Source organism: Nocardioides sp., from assembly GCF_050246775.1.
Taxonomy (GTDB): Bacteria; Actinomycetota; Actinomycetes; order Propionibacteriales; family Nocardioidaceae; genus Nocardioides.
On record NZ_JBFWVK010000001.1, the window covers coordinates 757,886 to 773,198 of the forward strand.

The 15,313-nt window shown below is 69.3% G+C and carries 14 protein-coding genes; 2 read left to right on the forward strand and 12 right to left on the reverse strand.

Going from position 1 to position 15,313, the window contains the following annotated elements:
- Nucleotides 1-15: 15 nt before the first annotated feature.
- The 12 genes from AB7I40_RS03610 to AB7I40_RS03665 all read right to left on the reverse strand — a co-directional run bounded on the left by AB7I40_RS03610 (nt 16) and on the right by AB7I40_RS03665 (nt 13,536).
- Nucleotides 16-813, reverse strand: a complete 798-nt coding sequence (locus AB7I40_RS03610; RefSeq protein WP_428343679.1) for an IclR family transcriptional regulator — start codon at nt 811-813, stop codon at nt 16-18.
- Nucleotides 814-892: 79 nt separating this feature from the next.
- A complete protein-coding gene (locus tag AB7I40_RS03615) occupies nt 893-1,714 on the reverse strand; it encodes an HpcH/HpaI aldolase/citrate lyase family protein (RefSeq protein ID WP_428343680.1) in 822 nt (273 codons plus the stop codon).
- Nucleotides 1,707-2,900, reverse strand: coding sequence for an MFS transporter (locus AB7I40_RS03620; protein ID WP_428343681.1), 1,194 nt, complete (start codon nt 2,898-2,900; stop codon nt 1,707-1,709). The genes AB7I40_RS03615 and AB7I40_RS03620 overlap by 8 nt, the downstream gene beginning before the upstream one ends.
- Nucleotides 2,897-3,910, reverse strand: a complete 1,014-nt coding sequence (locus AB7I40_RS03625; protein ID WP_428343682.1) for a phosphoglycerate dehydrogenase — start codon at nt 3,908-3,910, stop codon at nt 2,897-2,899. The genes AB7I40_RS03620 and AB7I40_RS03625 overlap by 4 nt, the downstream gene beginning before the upstream one ends.
- Complete coding sequence (locus AB7I40_RS03630; protein ID WP_428343683.1) at nt 3,900-5,861, reverse strand: FAD-dependent oxidoreductase; 1,962 nt, start codon at nt 5,859-5,861, stop codon at nt 3,900-3,902. The genes AB7I40_RS03625 and AB7I40_RS03630 overlap by 11 nt, the downstream gene beginning before the upstream one ends.
- Nucleotides 5,858-6,688 (reverse strand): mycofactocin-coupled SDR family oxidoreductase, encoded by an 831-nt coding sequence (locus AB7I40_RS03635; RefSeq protein WP_428343684.1) that lies wholly within the window; start codon nt 6,686-6,688, stop codon nt 5,858-5,860. Before AB7I40_RS03635 ends, AB7I40_RS03630 begins: the two co-directional genes overlap by 4 nt.
- 45 nt (nt 6,689-6,733) lie before the next feature.
- Nucleotides 6,734-7,591, reverse strand: coding sequence for a polysaccharide deacetylase family protein (locus tag AB7I40_RS03640; RefSeq protein WP_428343685.1), 858 nt, complete (start codon nt 7,589-7,591; stop codon nt 6,734-6,736).
- A 56-nt stretch (nt 7,592-7,647) separates the two neighbouring features.
- Nucleotides 7,648-9,243 (reverse strand): GMC family oxidoreductase, encoded by a 1,596-nt coding sequence (locus AB7I40_RS03645; RefSeq protein WP_428343686.1) that lies wholly within the window; start codon nt 9,241-9,243, stop codon nt 7,648-7,650.
- The gene (locus tag AB7I40_RS03650) at nt 9,236-9,715 is read right to left on the reverse strand and encodes a gluconate 2-dehydrogenase subunit 3 family protein (protein WP_428347917.1); all 480 of its coding nucleotides are present in this window, start codon (nt 9,713-9,715) and stop codon (nt 9,236-9,238) included. The genes AB7I40_RS03645 and AB7I40_RS03650 overlap by 8 nt, the downstream gene beginning before the upstream one ends.
- A 28-nt stretch (nt 9,716-9,743) precedes the next feature.
- Complete coding sequence (locus tag AB7I40_RS03655) at nt 9,744-10,853, reverse strand: ABC transporter permease (protein WP_428343688.1); 1,110 nt, start codon at nt 10,851-10,853, stop codon at nt 9,744-9,746.
- A gap of 44 nt (nt 10,854-10,897) precedes the next feature.
- On the reverse strand, nt 10,898-12,400 hold the full coding sequence (locus AB7I40_RS03660) for a sugar ABC transporter ATP-binding protein (protein WP_428343689.1): 1,503 nt from the start codon (nt 12,398-12,400) through the stop codon (nt 10,898-10,900).
- On the reverse strand, nt 12,397-13,536 hold the full coding sequence (locus tag AB7I40_RS03665) for a sugar ABC transporter substrate-binding protein (protein WP_428343690.1): 1,140 nt from the start codon (nt 13,534-13,536) through the stop codon (nt 12,397-12,399). Before AB7I40_RS03665 ends, AB7I40_RS03660 begins: the two co-directional genes overlap by 4 nt.
- Before the next feature lie 352 nt (nt 13,537-13,888).
- Here AB7I40_RS03665 and AB7I40_RS03670 point away from each other — a divergent pair, with 352 nt between their 5' ends.
- Both AB7I40_RS03670 and AB7I40_RS03675 read left to right on the forward strand, forming a co-directional pair.
- Nucleotides 13,889-14,443: a MaoC family dehydratase gene (locus tag AB7I40_RS03670; RefSeq protein ID WP_428343691.1), complete on the forward strand. Its 555-nt coding sequence runs from the start codon at nt 13,889-13,891 to the stop codon at nt 14,441-14,443.
- On the forward strand, nt 14,440-15,300 hold the full coding sequence (locus AB7I40_RS03675) for a mycofactocin-coupled SDR family oxidoreductase (protein ID WP_428343692.1): 861 nt from the start codon (nt 14,440-14,442) through the stop codon (nt 15,298-15,300). The genes AB7I40_RS03670 and AB7I40_RS03675 overlap by 4 nt, the downstream gene beginning before the upstream one ends.
- The last annotated feature ends 13 nt before the right edge of the window (nt 15,301-15,313 follow it).

Genomic DNA, 15,313 nt, shown 5'->3' on the forward strand with positions numbered 1-15,313 from the left:
CGGCCCCGGTGGGTCTCACCGGAAGCTGAGCCGCTGGGCGGCCTCGCGGGCGAGCTCCCCCAACGCGGTGAAGCGCGACTGCCCGCCGCGGTCGCCCGGTCCCCAGAGCGCGATGACCGCGAGGGGTCGGCGTCCGGCACCCAGCACCGGGGCAGCGACTCCCCACTCGTTCTCGATGAACTCACCGCGACAGACCGCGAACCCCTGCTTGCGAATCTGCTCGAACTCCGACTCGAGCGCCGAACGATCGGTGATGGTGGTGTCGGTGAAGCGCTCCAGCTCAGGGCCCAGCAGGGGCTCCACGGTCTCCGGCGGGCTGAACGCCAGGAACGCCTTGCCGCACGACAGGGCGTGCACGTGGTGCATGGGCTGACCCAGCCACGTCCCCACCTGGTCCACCGGCGGTCGCACCTCGTCCACGCAGACCAGTTGTCTGCCGTCGTAGATGGCCAACGCGGCCCACTCGCCGGTCTGCAGGCTCAGCCGCTCCAGTGTCGCGTGCGCATACCCGACCAGGGCGTCGTCACCGGCCGCCCGCGCCAGCTCGAGCACCCCCACCGAGATGGCATAGCGACCGCTGCGTCGATCGCCGACCACGAAGTCTCGGGCCTCGAGCGTGCTGAGCATCCGCCAGGCCGTCGACCTGTTCAACCCGCAGGCGGCGGCGAGGGCCGCCACCGTCGCATTCGGACCACCTGCCGCCGCCGCGACCGCGCGCAGCAGGTCGACAGCGCGGTCCACCGACTGCACGTGGGACTTGGCAGGCAGCCGGTCCGGGGCCCCCGAGTCGCTCTGACCCGCTGCTCCAGCCATCCTCGGTCCTCCCAGGTCGCCCGCTGCCCGGCATCATCGTCCGGTCCCGCCATGATCGCACCCCACGATCGGCGCATCGTCACTCACGCGCCGCCCAGACGATGCGCTCCGCGCGCGCGAGCACCGGCCCGTCGACCATCTCGCCGTCGACCAGCACGACCCCGTGGGATCCCGCGGCAGCCGCCAGGATCCCCTGCGCCCAGGCGAGCTGCTCGGGCGAGGGCCGGAACAGCGCACGGACCCGGGACACCTGCGACGGGTGGATGCAGAGCTTGCCGCCGAAGCCGAGCGCGGCCGCGGCTGCCACGTCCCGGGAGAGTGCCTCGTCATCGCGTACGGCGAGCGTGACTCCGTCGACGGGCGCCCCCAGGCCCGCGGCCGCCGACGCGAGCACCAGCTCACTGCGCGAGCGGAGCAGGGCGCTCTGGTCGTCCGGGGAGACGGCGAGCTGCGCTGCCAGGTCGTGGGACCCGAACGCCAGCCGGTGCACGGAGGCGTGGGTTGCCACCCTGCTCGCCTGGAGGATCCCCTCGGCGGTCTCCAGGAGAGCGATCAGCACGCCGTGCGCGGCCAGGTGGTCCGCGACGTGGTCGAGCGTGGCGATGTCGGCGGCCTTCGGCACCATCACCATCACCTCGCGACCGGCCAGGGCCTGCAGGTCGTCGTCGTGCCAGGCCGTGGTGGCGCCATTGATCCGCACGCACACAGCGGGTTCCTGCTCCACGAAGGCCACGACGTTCGTCCGGGCCTCATCCTTGCGATCTGGCGCCACCCCGTCCTCGAGGTCCAGCACGACGACGTCAGCGCCGGTGTCCAGCGCACGTCGGAAACGCTCGGGGCGATCCCCCGGCACGAAGAGCCAGCTGGTGGCACCGCGGGCACGGACGCTCAGCTCAGGCACCGTGACCCCCCGCACCGCTCACTGCCGGCGACGTCCGGGTCCCCACCGGGACGAGGAACACCGCGATCAGGCCGACCAGGCCGGCGGCGAGGAAGGCGCCTGGGTACCGTCCAGGTCCGATCACCAGAGCCATGGCCGGTGGTGTGGCCGCGGTGGTGACGTACTGCACCGAGTTCTGGACGCCGAGCGCCCGGCCAGCCCAGGCCGGCCCCGCGGTCTCCGCCACCGCAGTGAAGGCGAGCCCGTTCCAGCTGGCGGTGAGCGCTGCGGCGGCGATCAGGGTCACCGAGGCACCCGGGACGTCCGCGCCCATCAGCGCGGCCGCGATGCCCAGCACCCCCACGGCGACCAGGGCGAGGATCCTCATCGGGCCCGTGCGGTCTCCGACCTGGTCCGACCAGGCGCCGGCGAGCAGCCTGAGCACCCCGCCACCGGTCATGCCGACCGCCAGAGCGGCCCCTGCCGCCAGCGGCGTCCAGCCGGGCACGGTGACGAGGTAGAGGAAGGCGAAGCTGGCCACGGCGATCTGCGGCACGACCAGCAGCGCGCTGGCCCCGTGCAGCCGCCACAGCCGGGGCCCGGCGTACGGCGACCGGCTGCGCTGCAGCGGCGCCGGCTGACGGGCCGGCGCCGCCTCCAGCACGGCGAACGCGCGCCACGCGGCGACCAGGCAGACCAGGGCGGGCACGAGCAGTGCGACGGCGTAGCCGTGGTGCACGCCGAGGGAGGGCAGGGTGAGCGCTGCGAGAGCCATGCCGAGCAGCGGGGCGACCTGCCGCACGCCCATCGCCAGACCGCGTCGGCTGGCGTCGAAGGACCTGAGCACCACGCGCCCGCTCGTGACGTTCACCGAGGCACCGAAGCCGCCGGCGAGCATGAGCAGCAGCCCGAGCCCGACGACGCTGTCGGCCAGCGCCACGAACAGCAGCGACGCTGTCGCACCCAGCAGGCCGGCGACCATGACCGGACGGTCGCCGATCCGGTCGGCGGCGTACCCCCAGGGAAGCAGGGTGAGCACCATGCCGGCCGTCGGTGCGGCCACCAGCATCGAGCCCATGAACAGCGAGACGTCGAACGCGCCCTGCACCTGCGGCAGCAGGTAGGGCACCCCGAACTGGTAGAAGCTCGTCCCCGTCTGCGCCAGCACGCTGACGGCGAGCACCGACCAGCGGTTCGGCTCGGTCACCTGAACACGGAGGGATTGACGCTGAACTCCGGCTCCTGCCCGGTGAGGGCGAGGTAGAGGTTCTCCGCGCCCTGCTGCGAGATCCTCTGGAAGGTCTCCTTCACCCACGCCGAGGCGTGCGGCGTCGCGATGACCCGGGGCAGGCTGAAGACCGGGTGGTCGACCTCGGGCGGCTCGCCGTCGTACGCGTCGAGGGCCGCGCCCGCGAGCCGGTCGTCCTTGAGCGCGTCGTGCAGTGCGTCGAGATCGACCAGCGAGCCACGCGCGGAGTTCACCAGGATCGCCGAGGGCTTCATCAGGGCGAGGGCCGCCTCGTCGATCATGTGTCGGTTCTCAGCGGTCGCCAGCGCGTGCAGCGAGACCACGTCGGAGGCCCGCAGCAGGTCCTCGAGCCCGACCTGGCGCACCCCCGGGTCGTCGATGACCTGGTAGGGGTCGTAGACGATGAGCTCGACGTCCCAGCCCTGGAGGCGGCGGGCCACCGCGCGTCCGATGCGGCCGTAGCCCACCAGCCCGATCGTGCGTCGCCACACGAAGTCCCCCCAGGCCTCCGGGGTCCGCCAGCCTCCGGAGCGCAGCCGGTCGGTGGTGTAGAAGAGCAGCTGCTTGCGCAGCGCCAGCATCACCGCGATGGTGTACTCCGCCACGGCCTCGACGTTCTCGACCACCGGCGTGTTGGTGACCAGGACGCCGTGCTCCGTGGCGGCCTCGACGTCGATGGCGTCGACCCCGATGCCGTACTTGGAGATGAAGGCGAGGTCGGGCAGCTCCTCGATGACGCGCCGGGTGATGCGGTGCGTGCTCGCCCCCATCAACGCGACGTGCCCCTTTCCCCGCTCGATGAGCTCGTCCTCCGACAGGGTCTCCGCAGACCACGTGGTCACGCCTCGGTCGACGCGGACCCCGCGGTCCTCCAACCACGTGAGGGAGTCCCCGCTCGGGTCCAGGATCTCGTGGACCAGCACCGCGAGCGGGCGCCCCCGCGCCGCGGTGATGCGGTCAGAGGGCACGATCCGCGTCCTTGCCTGGCGCCGCATCGAGGATCGCGGAGTTCGCGTGCGTGTTCGCCTCACGTACGGCGGCCAGGAGGTCGCGAGGAGCGCTGGCATCGCCCACGACGAGACCTGCCGCGGCGAGGTCCTCGACGCTCGAGCGGTACGGCCCCGCCTCGACGAGCGTGCCGATCGGCCCCAGGACGCGCTCGCGCCCGGAGAACGCGTGCGAGACGACGAGCTGACCGTCTTCGGCACGCTGGGGAACCGTCAGCACGTGCACGTCGATGCCGGCCTCGTCCAGCCTGCGGTGCACTCCGATCAGGTTGATGTAGGGCACCCGTCGCCCGAGCGCGGCCCGTCGGGTGAGGATGGTGACCTCGAGACCGCGCCGCGCGAGCTCCTCGGCGATGCCGTAGACCGGTTCGGCCTCCACCTCGTCGACGATCACGACCGGCCCGCGGACCGCGTCAGGGTCGGCCAGGACATCCTCCAGGGAACGTACGTCGGACACGCCGGGCAGCTCGGTGAGGATGGGGACGGCCCCGGTGGCGACCACGGTCAGGTCGCCGGCGAGCTTGCCGGTCTCACCGAGGTCCACGGGGTCGTTGAGGCTGATCTCGCCGCCCAGGCGGCGTACCTCGCCCTCGAGCCAGTCGACCGCCTGCTGGTAGACCTCACGCCCCTCGACCTGCGCCTCGCGACGCATCCGGCCACCGACCGCACCCGAGGCCTCGTGCACGTGCACCTGCTTGCCGCGTTGCAGGGCGACCCGGGCGAACTCCAGCCCGGCCGGTCCCCCGCCCACGACGTCGACGGTCAGTGGTGCACCCGCGGTGGCGGGCTCCGGGTCGGTGGGTCGCTCGGAGTCGGGCGCGTAGACGCAGGCGACAGCACGACCGGTGTGGATGTAGTCCCAGCAGACGTTGCAGTAGATGCACGGCCGGGCGGGGGTGCCCTCGATCGCCTTGCGCACCAGGTGCGCGTCGGCCAGCAGGGCGCGCACCATGCCGACCAGGTCGGCGGACCCGTCGCCCACCAGGGTGGAGGCGGCATCGATGCCCGGGACCTTGGAGACGGCCATGACGGGGATGCCGTCGGAGACCTCGCGGACCCCTCGGGGCAGGTGGGCGAACTCCAGGTCCTTGAAGTGCAGGTCGGGCACGTGCTTCTCCAGGCTGGGGCTGAAGTTGCCCTGCCCGGTCGCGATGTAGTCCGGACGCGCCGCCTGCGCGAGGTGCTCGACGATGGCCTGGGTCGCCTCGAGGTCCAGGCCGCCCTCGATGTACTCATCGACCGACAGCTTGATCCCGACCACGAAGTCGTCGCCGGCCGCGGCCCTGACGCGGTTGATCAGCTCGACCGCGAACCGGGCCCGGTTCTCCAGGGACCCTCCCCACCTGTCGTCGCGACGGTTGCTGGACGGTGAGAGGAACTGGTTGATGAGGTAGCCGTGGGCGCCGTGCAGCTCGGCCCCGTCGAAGCCGGCGCTGCGCAGGTTGCGTGCTCCCTGCACGAAGCCCTCGATCACCTCGATGATCTCCGCCTCGGTCATGACATGCGGGGTCGATCCGCTGTAGTGGTCTCGCTGCCCCGACACGCCCCAGGGGATCAGTCCGGGGTTCCACAGCGCCTGTCGACCCACGTGCCACAACTGGCCGATCAGCGCCGCACCCTCGGCGTGCACACTGTCGGCCAGGCGGCGCAGGCCGGGGACCAGGTCCTCGTCGTAGGCCAGCGGCACCGTCGGGTTGGGGATGGATGTCGGGTGGACCGACATGCCCTCGGTGACGATCGCCCCCACTCCCCCTGCGGCGCGCTCGGTGTAGAAGGCGATCTGCGCGTCGGTGATCTCACGGTTCAACCCGAGGTTGTTGACGGTGGCCGACATCGCGATGCGGTTGCGCAGCTCGATGCTGCCCACGCGCAGCGGGGTGAGGGCTGCGGGTGTGCTCGATGAGTCAGTCACTTGATCATGAACCCCGCATCGACGGGCAGCGTGTGCCCGGTCACGAAGCGCGACTCCTGCGAGGCGAGCCACAGCACCGCGTTGCTGATGTCACGCGGCTCCACCCAGGGCACCGGGATGAGGTTGACCGAGGAGAACGCCTCGATGGCGTCGTCCTGGGACGGGTCGTCGAGGTCGGGGCGGAACAGCTTGTACGTCGGGCTGTTCTGGATCATCGGCGTGGACACGGTCGTGGGGTGCACGGTGTTGACCCGGATGTTGTGCGGGGCCAGCTCGACGGCGAGGGCCTTCATCAGCCCGACCAGTCCGGTCTTGGCGGCCACGTAGTGGGCGCTGTTCGGGATCTGCTTGAGGCCGGCGGTCGAGCTCGTGATGATGATGGAGCCGCCTCGGCCACTCTCGATCATCGACGGTACGGCGGCCTTGACCATGCGCCACGTGCCGGTCAGGATCACGTCGATCATGTCCTGCCACTGCTCGTCGGTGAGCTCCCACGCCGGGGCGTAGGAGAAGATCCCGGCGTTGGCCACCACGACGTCGATGTGCCCGAACTCGGCCAGTGCGCTCTGGACGGCGGCGTCCATGTCGGCCTGCACCCGGACGTCGCCCTTGGCCGCGACGATGCGCCGGTCCAGGGCCTCGACCTGCCGGACCGTCTCGGCCAGGTCCTCCTCGGTGCCCATGTCGTGGATCGCGGTGTCGATCTGCTCTGCGATGTCGATCGCGACGATGTCAGCTCCCTCCTCGGCGAGCCTCGTCGCGTGCGAACGGCCCTGGCCCCGAGCGGCGCCGCTGATGAAGGCGACCTTCCCGTCGAGCATTCCCATGTCTGACTCCTTGCGTCTGTGTGGCTGGCTGAGCGGTCGTGGTGGCTAGCGTGTTGAGTCGGCCCGCCACTCGTCGAGGACGACGTCGGCGATGGCGTCGCGGCGCATGAACTTCACGCCGGGGTGACTCAGGACGTACTCGAAGAACTCGTTCATCACCTTCACCCGGCCGGGTCGACCGAGGGTGCGGTCGTGGCAGGCGAGCGGCATCATGCGCCGCCTGGTGGCCGACTCCTGGTAGAGCCAGTCGAACTCGTCCTTGAGCTGCTGGAGGTACATCTGCGGGGTGTAGCTGAGCGCCTCGAAGCAGAGCAGGTCGTTGTTGTGCAGGGTGTAGGGGACGACGGCGAACGGCTCCCCGTTCGACAGCACCCGGACGAACGGCTCGTCCCGGTTCACCTCGTCGATGTGGTATTTCAGGCCGTGCTCCTGCAGCAGGTCGAGGGTGCGCTCGGTGCCGCGCAGTCCCCAGCAGTTCCACCCCAGGGGCTGGGAGCCTGAGATCTCGGTCATGATCTCGACGCTCTGACGGATGAACTCCCGCTCCTCGGCCTCCTCCATGTAGCACTGCGGCACCCAGGTCAGCCCGTGTGCGGCGACCTCGTGGCCACGCGCCACCATGTCCTTGATGAGGTGCGGGTTGCGCTGGGCGGCCCTGGCGACCGGGAAGCAGGTCATCTTGACGTCGTGGCGGTCGAAGAGGTCGAGCAGCCGCGGGATGGCCTCGACCCAGCCGTACTCGAAGAACGTCTCGCCGGGAATGTCGCGGTAGCCCGGCTCGATCGGACCGAGCGGGCCGAGGTAGACCGAGTCCGGCCACACCTGGGCGCCTGCCTCGAACATCAGCGACAAGGTGAGCACCATCCGCGTGTCGTCGGGCCAGTGGTTGGTCTGTTCAGTCACTTCCATCACTCCTTTGTCGGGTCAGGTCCAGCTCTGGTCGGGGGCGCTTCGAGCCCCTACTCCTCGTTGCCCGCCATCACGCTCATGATGTGGTGGGCCTGGCGGATCGCCAGCGCCGAGATCGTGAGGGACGGGTTCTCCGCGGTCGAGGTCGGGAAGACGCTGCCGTCGGCGATGAACAGGTTCTCCACGTCGTGGGCCTGGCCGAAGCCGTTGACCACCGACGTCTCCGGGTCCGAGCCCATCCGGCAGGTCCCGAGCAGGTGCGTGTCGGGGAACGGCGGCACCTCCATCACCGACTCCGCCCCCGCGGCCTGGAAGATCTCGGTGGCCTTGTCCCAGCCCCGCCGACGCATCGCGGCGTTGTTGGGGTGGTCGTTGTACTCCAGCACCGACACCGGCATGCCGAAGGCGTCCTTCATCGTGGGGTGCAGTGAGACGCCGTTCCTCGGGTTGGGCATGTCCTCGCCGACGAAGTGCAGGCCGGCGAGACGGGTGTAGTTCTCCATGAGGTGGACCAGCTCGCCGCCCCAGTTGCCCCGGCTTCCCGGCTTCGAGATCAGGGAACCGGGCTGTCCGAAGATCGACAGGGTGGCCATCCCCATCGACACGGTCACGAGGTTGAAGCCACCGACGTAGCCGACCTCCTCGGGGAGGTTCTCGGAGAAGCTGTCGATCATGCCGGTGGTGGTGATGCCCTTGTAGGCGTGCACCTCGTGCGGCATCAGCGCGAACGACGTCCCGGTGACGTGACACATGAAGTTGCGCCCGACCTGCCCACTGCTGTTCGCCAGCCCGTCGGGCGCCTGCGGCGATGCGGAGTTGAGCAGCAGCCGGGGGGTGTTCACCGAGTTTCCGGCCACCACGATGATCGAGGCCCGCTGCTCCTCGATCGTGCCGTCGGCCCGGGCGTAGGTGACGCTGGTGGCGCGCCCGGAGCTGTCGAGGTTGATCGTGAGGGCCTGACAGCCGGTGCGCAGCTCGAGCCAGCCGGTCTTCTCCGCCTTCGGGATCGCCTCGGTCAGGGTGCTCCACATGGCGCCGTTGGAGCAGCCCTGCATGCAGTGACCGCGCTGGGTGCACTGCGCGCGCCCGTCGTAGCTCCCGTGCGCGTTGACCCCGATGGGGGTGGCGCGCATGTTGAGGCCGAGCTTGTCGGCGCCCGGCTTGATCGCTGCGAAGTTGGCGTTCGTGGTCTGGAGCGGCTGCACCCGCCCGGTCACGCCGAGGTAGCGCTCGGCCATGTCGTAGAAGGGGTTGAGCTCCTCCAGCGTGACCGGCCAGTCGGCCAGCGAGGCGCCCTCGATGTCGCCGTACACCGTGCGGGCGCGCAGCTCGTGCTCGCGGGCCCGCAGCGCGTTGCCGGTCCAGTGCACCGTCGATCCACCGACGCCCTTGACCGCCCACACGGGGAAGGCGCCGATGGCGTCTCCGGCCGGGATGATCGCGTCGGTCGAGCTGAGCTTGTTGAACATGGTCAGCTCGTCGTTGACGAAGTCCCGCTCGGGCTCGAATCGTGGTCCCGCCTCCAGCGCCACGACCTGCACGCCGTTGAGGCACAGCTCGCGGATCACGTTGCCGCCGCCGGCGCCCGTCCCGATGACGAGTACGTCGACGGGCTCGTTCAGGGCGTACTGCTGCTGCCTAGCCACGGTGGGTCACCTCGTCCGCAGGGGAGCCGATCGTCGCGATCACGGGGAGCTGGTCGAACCCGTGGTCGAGGTAGCCGGCCTCCCGGTCGAGGTCGGGGTAGCCCAGCGCCTTCCAGACGATGTGGCGGTTGTAGAAGTCGGACTTCACCAGGTGGATCAGGGTCTGGAAGAACGCGGTGTCCTCGATCTCGCGCAGCGCCGCAGTGCGGTCCGCGGTCGACAGGTCACTGAACCCGATCCGGTGCGCCCGCATGCTTGCCTGGTCGAGCTCGCGCAGGCCGTCGAGCACCAGTTGACGCAGACCGAGGTTGGCCACCATCTGGGCGTCGAGCACGAGGGCCGACGCCTGCCGCGGGAACTCCAGCTCAGGCTGGGTGTGCGGCAGGACGGCCTCGATCACGCTCAGGAAGAGGTCGGCTTCCTCCGGGCGGAGTGCTTGGAACGTCAAGCACACCGATTCCCTGTCCATCATGTTCTGCAGCTCCTGTTCTCGGTCGCGCTCAGGCGAGTGACTTGACGGTGTGGTCTGTTGCCGATCGTTGGTTGGCATACGTGGCGAGCCTGGACAGGCCGACGTTCAGCATGACCGCGACCACGAGGAGCAGCCCCTGCATCAGGGGACGGAGGAAGACGTCGATGTCGAGCAGCAGCAGCCCGTTGTCCAGGACCGCGAAGATGAGCACCCCGACCACGGTGTTCTTCACACCACCGGAGCCGCCGAGCAGCGAGGTCCCGCCCAGCACCACGGCCGCGAAGGTCGGCAGCAGCAGCTCCTTGGCGGACTCGGAGTTCACCGAGCCGAAGTTGCCGGCGTAGCAGATCCCGGCGATGGCGCTGATCAGGCCTGCCAGCGCGAAGACCATCAACAGCAGGCGCTGGGTGTTGATGCCGCTGAGGCGGGCTGCGCTGCGGTTGGCGCCGGCCATGTAGATATGACGGCCGAAGATCGTGCGGGACAGCAGGAGGTGGACGACGACGGCCACGCCCGCAGCGCACAGCGCGATGTTGGGGATGCCGAAGGACTTGTCGTGCCCCAACGAGAGCACCCAGTCGGGGAAGTCGAAGGCCGCCTGCCCGTTGAGCCAGTAGACGGCCAGACCCTGGGCCAGCAGCAGCACGGCCAGCGACGCGATCAGGCTGGGTACGCCGATCTTGCCCACCAGCCAGCCGACGAGCAGCCCGAGGATCAGGCCGATGGCGAGCACCACCAGGGTCTGGACGATCGGCCCGCCGCCGACAGTGACGCTGCCCAGGAGCGGGATGCCCACGGCGGTGCCGGTGAAGAACAGGCCCGTGGAGGCGGCCGAGACCAGCACGATCCCGGAGAAGGCGAGGTCGATCTCGCCCAGCAGGATCACCAGGGTGAGCCCGATGCCCAGGATGGCGATGACGGAGTTATTCTGGATCACCGAGGTCAGGTTGCGGGTGGTGAGGAACGAGTCGGTGGTCAGCGAGAACGCGATGACCATGATCACCAGGAGCAGCACCGGCCCGACCAGGGTCGCATTGCGCAGCGCTCGCGATCCCAGGCGCCGGGCCACCGACCCGGCGCTGCTGTCACGGGGCGCACGGCGGTCCGTGTCGTCGGGGGTTCTCGTGGGGCTCGACATCTTTTCTCCGATCGCGATGGTTCCGCGGCAGTGGTGGACTTGACTCAGCTGGACGCGGCCTCGATGAGCTCGGAGACCGACACGTCCTCGTCGACGAACTCGCGGGTGATCTCGCCCTCGCGGGCCACCAGGATGCGGTCGGCCACGCTGAGCACGATCTCGGCCTCCGCGGAGACCACCACGACCGTGGTGCCCTCGGCGGCGCGCTCCCGGATGATCCGGATGACATCGCTCTTGGCCGCAATGTCCATGCCGCGGGTCGGCTCGACGAGGACGAGGACCTCGGGATCCACCAGCATCCAGCGGGCGAACAGCACCTTCTGCTGGTTGCCCCCCGAGAGGGTGTCGACCGCGACATGGGGCCGGGCGCTGCGGATCTGGAGCGCCTCGATCATGGTGACCGTGGCGACCTCCTCCTTGCGGGTGGGCACCAGCCATCTCGCCATCCGGCCCAGGTTGGCGAGCGTCACGTTGTCGGCGACGTCGTGGCTCATCGCGAGAGCCTCGCGGCGATCGGCCGAGAGATAGCCCATCCCGGACTTCACCGCCGCAGCGGGGCTGTTCGAGGCGACGACCGTGTCACCGACCCGGACCCGCCCGTTGGAGCGGTGCTTGGCCCCGACCAGCGCCTCGGCGAAGGCCAGGTGCCCGGAGTCCAGGCCGCCGTACACGCCGACGACCTCGCCCCGGTGGGCGGTGAGGGACATGTCGGTGACCATCGGGAGGCACTCGACCTCGGAGACCTCGAGGGTCACCGGCTGCTCGTTGCGTGCGGGCAGCGTGACGCGTCCAGCCTCGTACGTCGACTCCAGCACGTCCCGGTCGGCGCCGAAGGCCTCCCGGATCAGTTCCATGGTGGTCGTCTCCGCGGGCCGGATCTCCTCCGAGAGCCGACCCTCGCGCATCACCCTGATGACGTCGGCGTGCCGCTGGGCGTCACCGAAGTCCTGGGTGACGAAGACGACCGCGTTGCCGGCGGCGGCGAGGTTGTTCATGAGCTCGAAGAGCCGATCGGCCTGGGCACGTCCCAGCGCCGACGTGGGCTCGTCGAGGATCAGGACCCGTCCCTCGGAGCGCACGGCTCGCACGATCTCCACGATCTGCTGCTCGCCCACGGGCAGCTGCCCGACCTCGTGGTCGAGGTCCAGGTGCACGCCCACCGACTGCATCGCCTCGGCGGCCGATCGGGTGACGCGCTTCCAGCTCACCCATCGCCCCACTCCCTGCGCCCCCATGATGTTCTCGGCGACCGAGAGGGTGGGGAAGAGCGAAAGCTCCTGGTAGACGACGCGCACGCCGGCATCGATGGCCTGGCTGGGTGCGGTGAACCGCACGGGCTCGCCGTCGACGAGCACCTGACCGGCGTCCGGTTGGACGACGCCGGTCAGGCACTTCATCAGGGTCGACTTGCCTGCGCCGTTGCCACCGAGCAGGGCGCAGATCTCGCCGGCGCGGATCTCCATCGTCACGCCGCGCAGCGCATGCACGCCGCCGTAGGACACCTCGATGTCCTCGACGCGCATGACTGCGGGCGCTGTGGTGCTCATACCAGGTTCAGCCCGTTCTGCTGCAGTGCGAGCATCGACTCGGCCTGGGTCACGTTGCTGACCAGCTGCGACGGCATCCACGAGTCCTTCGGGATGTCGGTGTTGGTGCCGTTGAGGTACTGCGCCCCGATCACGGCCGCCCACATGCCCAGCAGGTTGGAGGAGTGACGGATCGTGGCGGAGATGTCTCCGTCGATGACGGCCTGGCAGGCGAAGTCCTCGGCGTTGTTCGTCCCGATCAGCGTCTTCCCCTCGCGCCCGGCGCTCTTCAGTGCAGCAAGAGCACCGTTCAGGGCGGCGGTGCCGGCGGTCAGCTCGACCGCGCAGGAGATCTCCGGGTACTTCTGCACGTAGGAGTCCCACAACCGCTTGCTCTCCGCGTCGGAGTAGTCGGTGAAGGCCTCGGTCAGCAGCTCCATGTCCGGGAACTGCTCGAGCGCCCTGGCCACGCCCTTGCTGCGACCGACGACGTTCGAGGCTCCGGCCACACCCTGGGTGACGATGCAGGTCCCCGAGCCACCGGCCTTGGTGAACAGGTCGCTGGCCAAGGAGTAGCCGACCTCCTCGTAGTCCTGCTGGATGAAGGTGAGGTAGCCGATGTCCTCCCCGGGCTTGCCGATGTCGACGGCCTGCTGGATGACCTGGACGCCCTTGTCGATCTGCTGCTTGGCGATCGCGGCCAGGGAGTTGGGCGCGACGGGGGTCACGGCGATGAGGTCCCAGTCGTCCCGGTTGGCGGCCTCCTCGAAGGCCTTGACCTGACTGTCGGGCGTGGCTCCGCCGTCGACGTGGGTGAGCTCGACGCCGAACATGTTGCCCCAGAAGCGCATCGAGTCGGTGATCTGGACACACCAGGGGATCACGTCGCCGAAGCTGACCTCGAGGGCCTTGATCGTCTTGCCGTTGCCGGCCAGCGCCCCGGAGCTCGCCTTGGCCGCGACGTCGCTCTTGCTGTCACCCGTGCACGCGGAGAGGGCGGCGACGACCGGCGGGGTCATCACCGCGGTGATCCCCATGCGCTTGAGGATGCCGCGACGACTCATCCCCTTGTTGACGAGGAAGCCGACCTCATCTCGACGTGCGAGCTCGAAGTCGCTCGGGCCCTTGGGTTCCGTCCCACCGACGCTGTCGTCCATCGCTGTTCCCTTCGTTGTCCAGCGCGGTGCCGAGGGTCGACACCCGCAAGTCGCACTGCCTCCAGTACGCGAACCCGAGGCGCTCCTGGTGCCGTCCAGCAGTCTGTGCTCACCGCGCCCGACCGGCGGCGGCTGCATACCTCAGACATTTGAACGGACGGGCAGTCGGTTGTCAACAGTTCCTCACGAAATGCTGTGGCGCCCGCCACACTCTGGCCCAGATGTGCGCCTGAGATCTACCCCAGAACCCGGGGAAATCTCGCGGTCGCTGACACTTCACGATCCCCGATCCCTGTGCCATGCTGAAACCACTGGTCTTGACGCCCATACGTCAGACAATTAATGTCACCGCATGACCACGAAGACCTCCGATGAGTTCACACACCCGGCTGAGCTGGGGCGCTTCTTCGAGGACTTCTCCCGTGGCGAGACGTTCCAGCACCCGCTCGGCCGCACCATCAGCGAAGCCGATTCGACCTGGTTCACGCTGCTGACGGGCAACACGAACCAGAACCACTTCAACGCGCACTTCGCCGCCAGCAACCCGATCTCCCAGGGCCGGGTGATCGTGAACTCGGGCTTCACCGTCGCCGTCGTGCTGGGGCTCTCGGTCCTCGACATGAGCCAGAACGCCGTCGCCAACCTCGGGTGGACCGACATCAGGCTGACCCATCCGGTGTTCGTCGGCGACACCATCTACGCGGAGTCGCTGTGCACCGATCTGAGGGCCAGCCGGTCCCGACCGGACATGGGCATCGTGACGATGAAGACCCGGGGCCTCAACCAGGACGGTGCCGAGATCGTCAGCTGGGTGCGCTCGGTGATGGTCCCCAAAAGATCCTCGGGAATCGCGCAGAACTACTTCCCCCAGGCCGTGGACGGCCCCCTGAGGATGGAGTCCCCATGACAGACGCTGTGGAGAACACCACGAGTCGGCGACTCGAGGGCCGGGTGGCCTTCATCTCCGGCGCCGCCCGCGGCATGGGCCGTTCGCACGCCGTGTCCCTGGCCAGGGAGGGCGCCGACATCATCGCCTTCGACATCTGCGAGCCCGTGCACGCCCAGGGGGCCCCGCCGTCCACCGAGGCAGATCTGGCCGAGACCGTGCGACTCGTGGAGGCGCTGGACCGCCGGATCATCGCCACCAAGTGTGACGCCCGCGACCACGACGCAGTCTCGGGCTTCCTCGAAGAGTCGGTCGCCGACCTCGGGCGCTTGGACATCGTCATCGCCAACGCCGGCATCAACGGTCCCGGCGTCACGCTCGCCGACAGCACCTTCGAGGACTGGACCTCGGTCATCGACACGAACCTGACCGGGATCTTCAACGTGGTGCACGCCTCCCTCCCCCACCTCCTGAGCGGCGGCCGCGGGGGATCGATCGTGATGATCTCCTCGTCCCTGGCGCTGCGCCCGGCGGCCCACTTCGGCGCCTACACGACCGCCAAGCACGGCGTTGTCGGGTTGATGAAGAGCCTGGCGGTCGAGCTCGGCGAGCACTCCATCCGGGTGAACACCGTCCATCCGACGGGCGTCAACACCGATCTCCTGGTCAACGAGTCGACGTTCAAGCTCTTCAGGCCAGACCTGGAGGCCCCCACCGTGGACGACGCGATGGACTCCTACTATGGTCTCAACCTGCTGCCGATCCCCTGGGTCGAGGCCTCGGACGTCTCCAGGGTGGTCACCTTCCTGGCCAGCGACGACGCGCGCTACATCACCGGCTCCATGATCCCCGTCGATGCCGGGATGAGCCTGAAGTGACCGCGATGACGAC

Excerpts from the sequence above, each read along its gene's own strand:
- AB7I40_RS03610 (WP_428343679.1), bottom strand. The coding sequence starts at position 813 with ATGGCTGGAGCAGCGGGTCAGAGCGACTCGGGGGCCCCGGACCGGCTG.
- AB7I40_RS03635 (WP_428343684.1), bottom strand. The coding sequence starts at position 6,688 with ATGGGAATGCTCGACGGGAAGGTCGCCTTCATCAGCGGCGCCGCTCGG.
- AB7I40_RS03650 (WP_428347917.1), bottom strand. The coding sequence starts at position 9,715 with ATGATGGACAGGGAATCGGTGTGCTTGACGTTCCAAGCACTCCGCCCG.
- AB7I40_RS03655 (WP_428343688.1), bottom strand. The coding sequence starts at position 10,853 with ATGTCGAGCCCCACGAGAACCCCCGACGACACGGACCGCCGTGCGCCC.
- AB7I40_RS03660 (WP_428343689.1), bottom strand. The coding sequence starts at position 12,400 with ATGAGCACCACAGCGCCCGCAGTCATGCGCGTCGAGGACATCGAGGTG.
- AB7I40_RS03665 (WP_428343690.1), bottom strand. The coding sequence starts at position 13,536 with ATGGACGACAGCGTCGGTGGGACGGAACCCAAGGGCCCGAGCGACTTC.
- AB7I40_RS03670 (WP_428343691.1), top strand. The coding sequence starts at position 13,889 with ATGACCACGAAGACCTCCGATGAGTTCACACACCCGGCTGAGCTGGGG.
- AB7I40_RS03675 (WP_428343692.1), top strand. The coding sequence starts at position 14,440 with ATGACAGACGCTGTGGAGAACACCACGAGTCGGCGACTCGAGGGCCGG.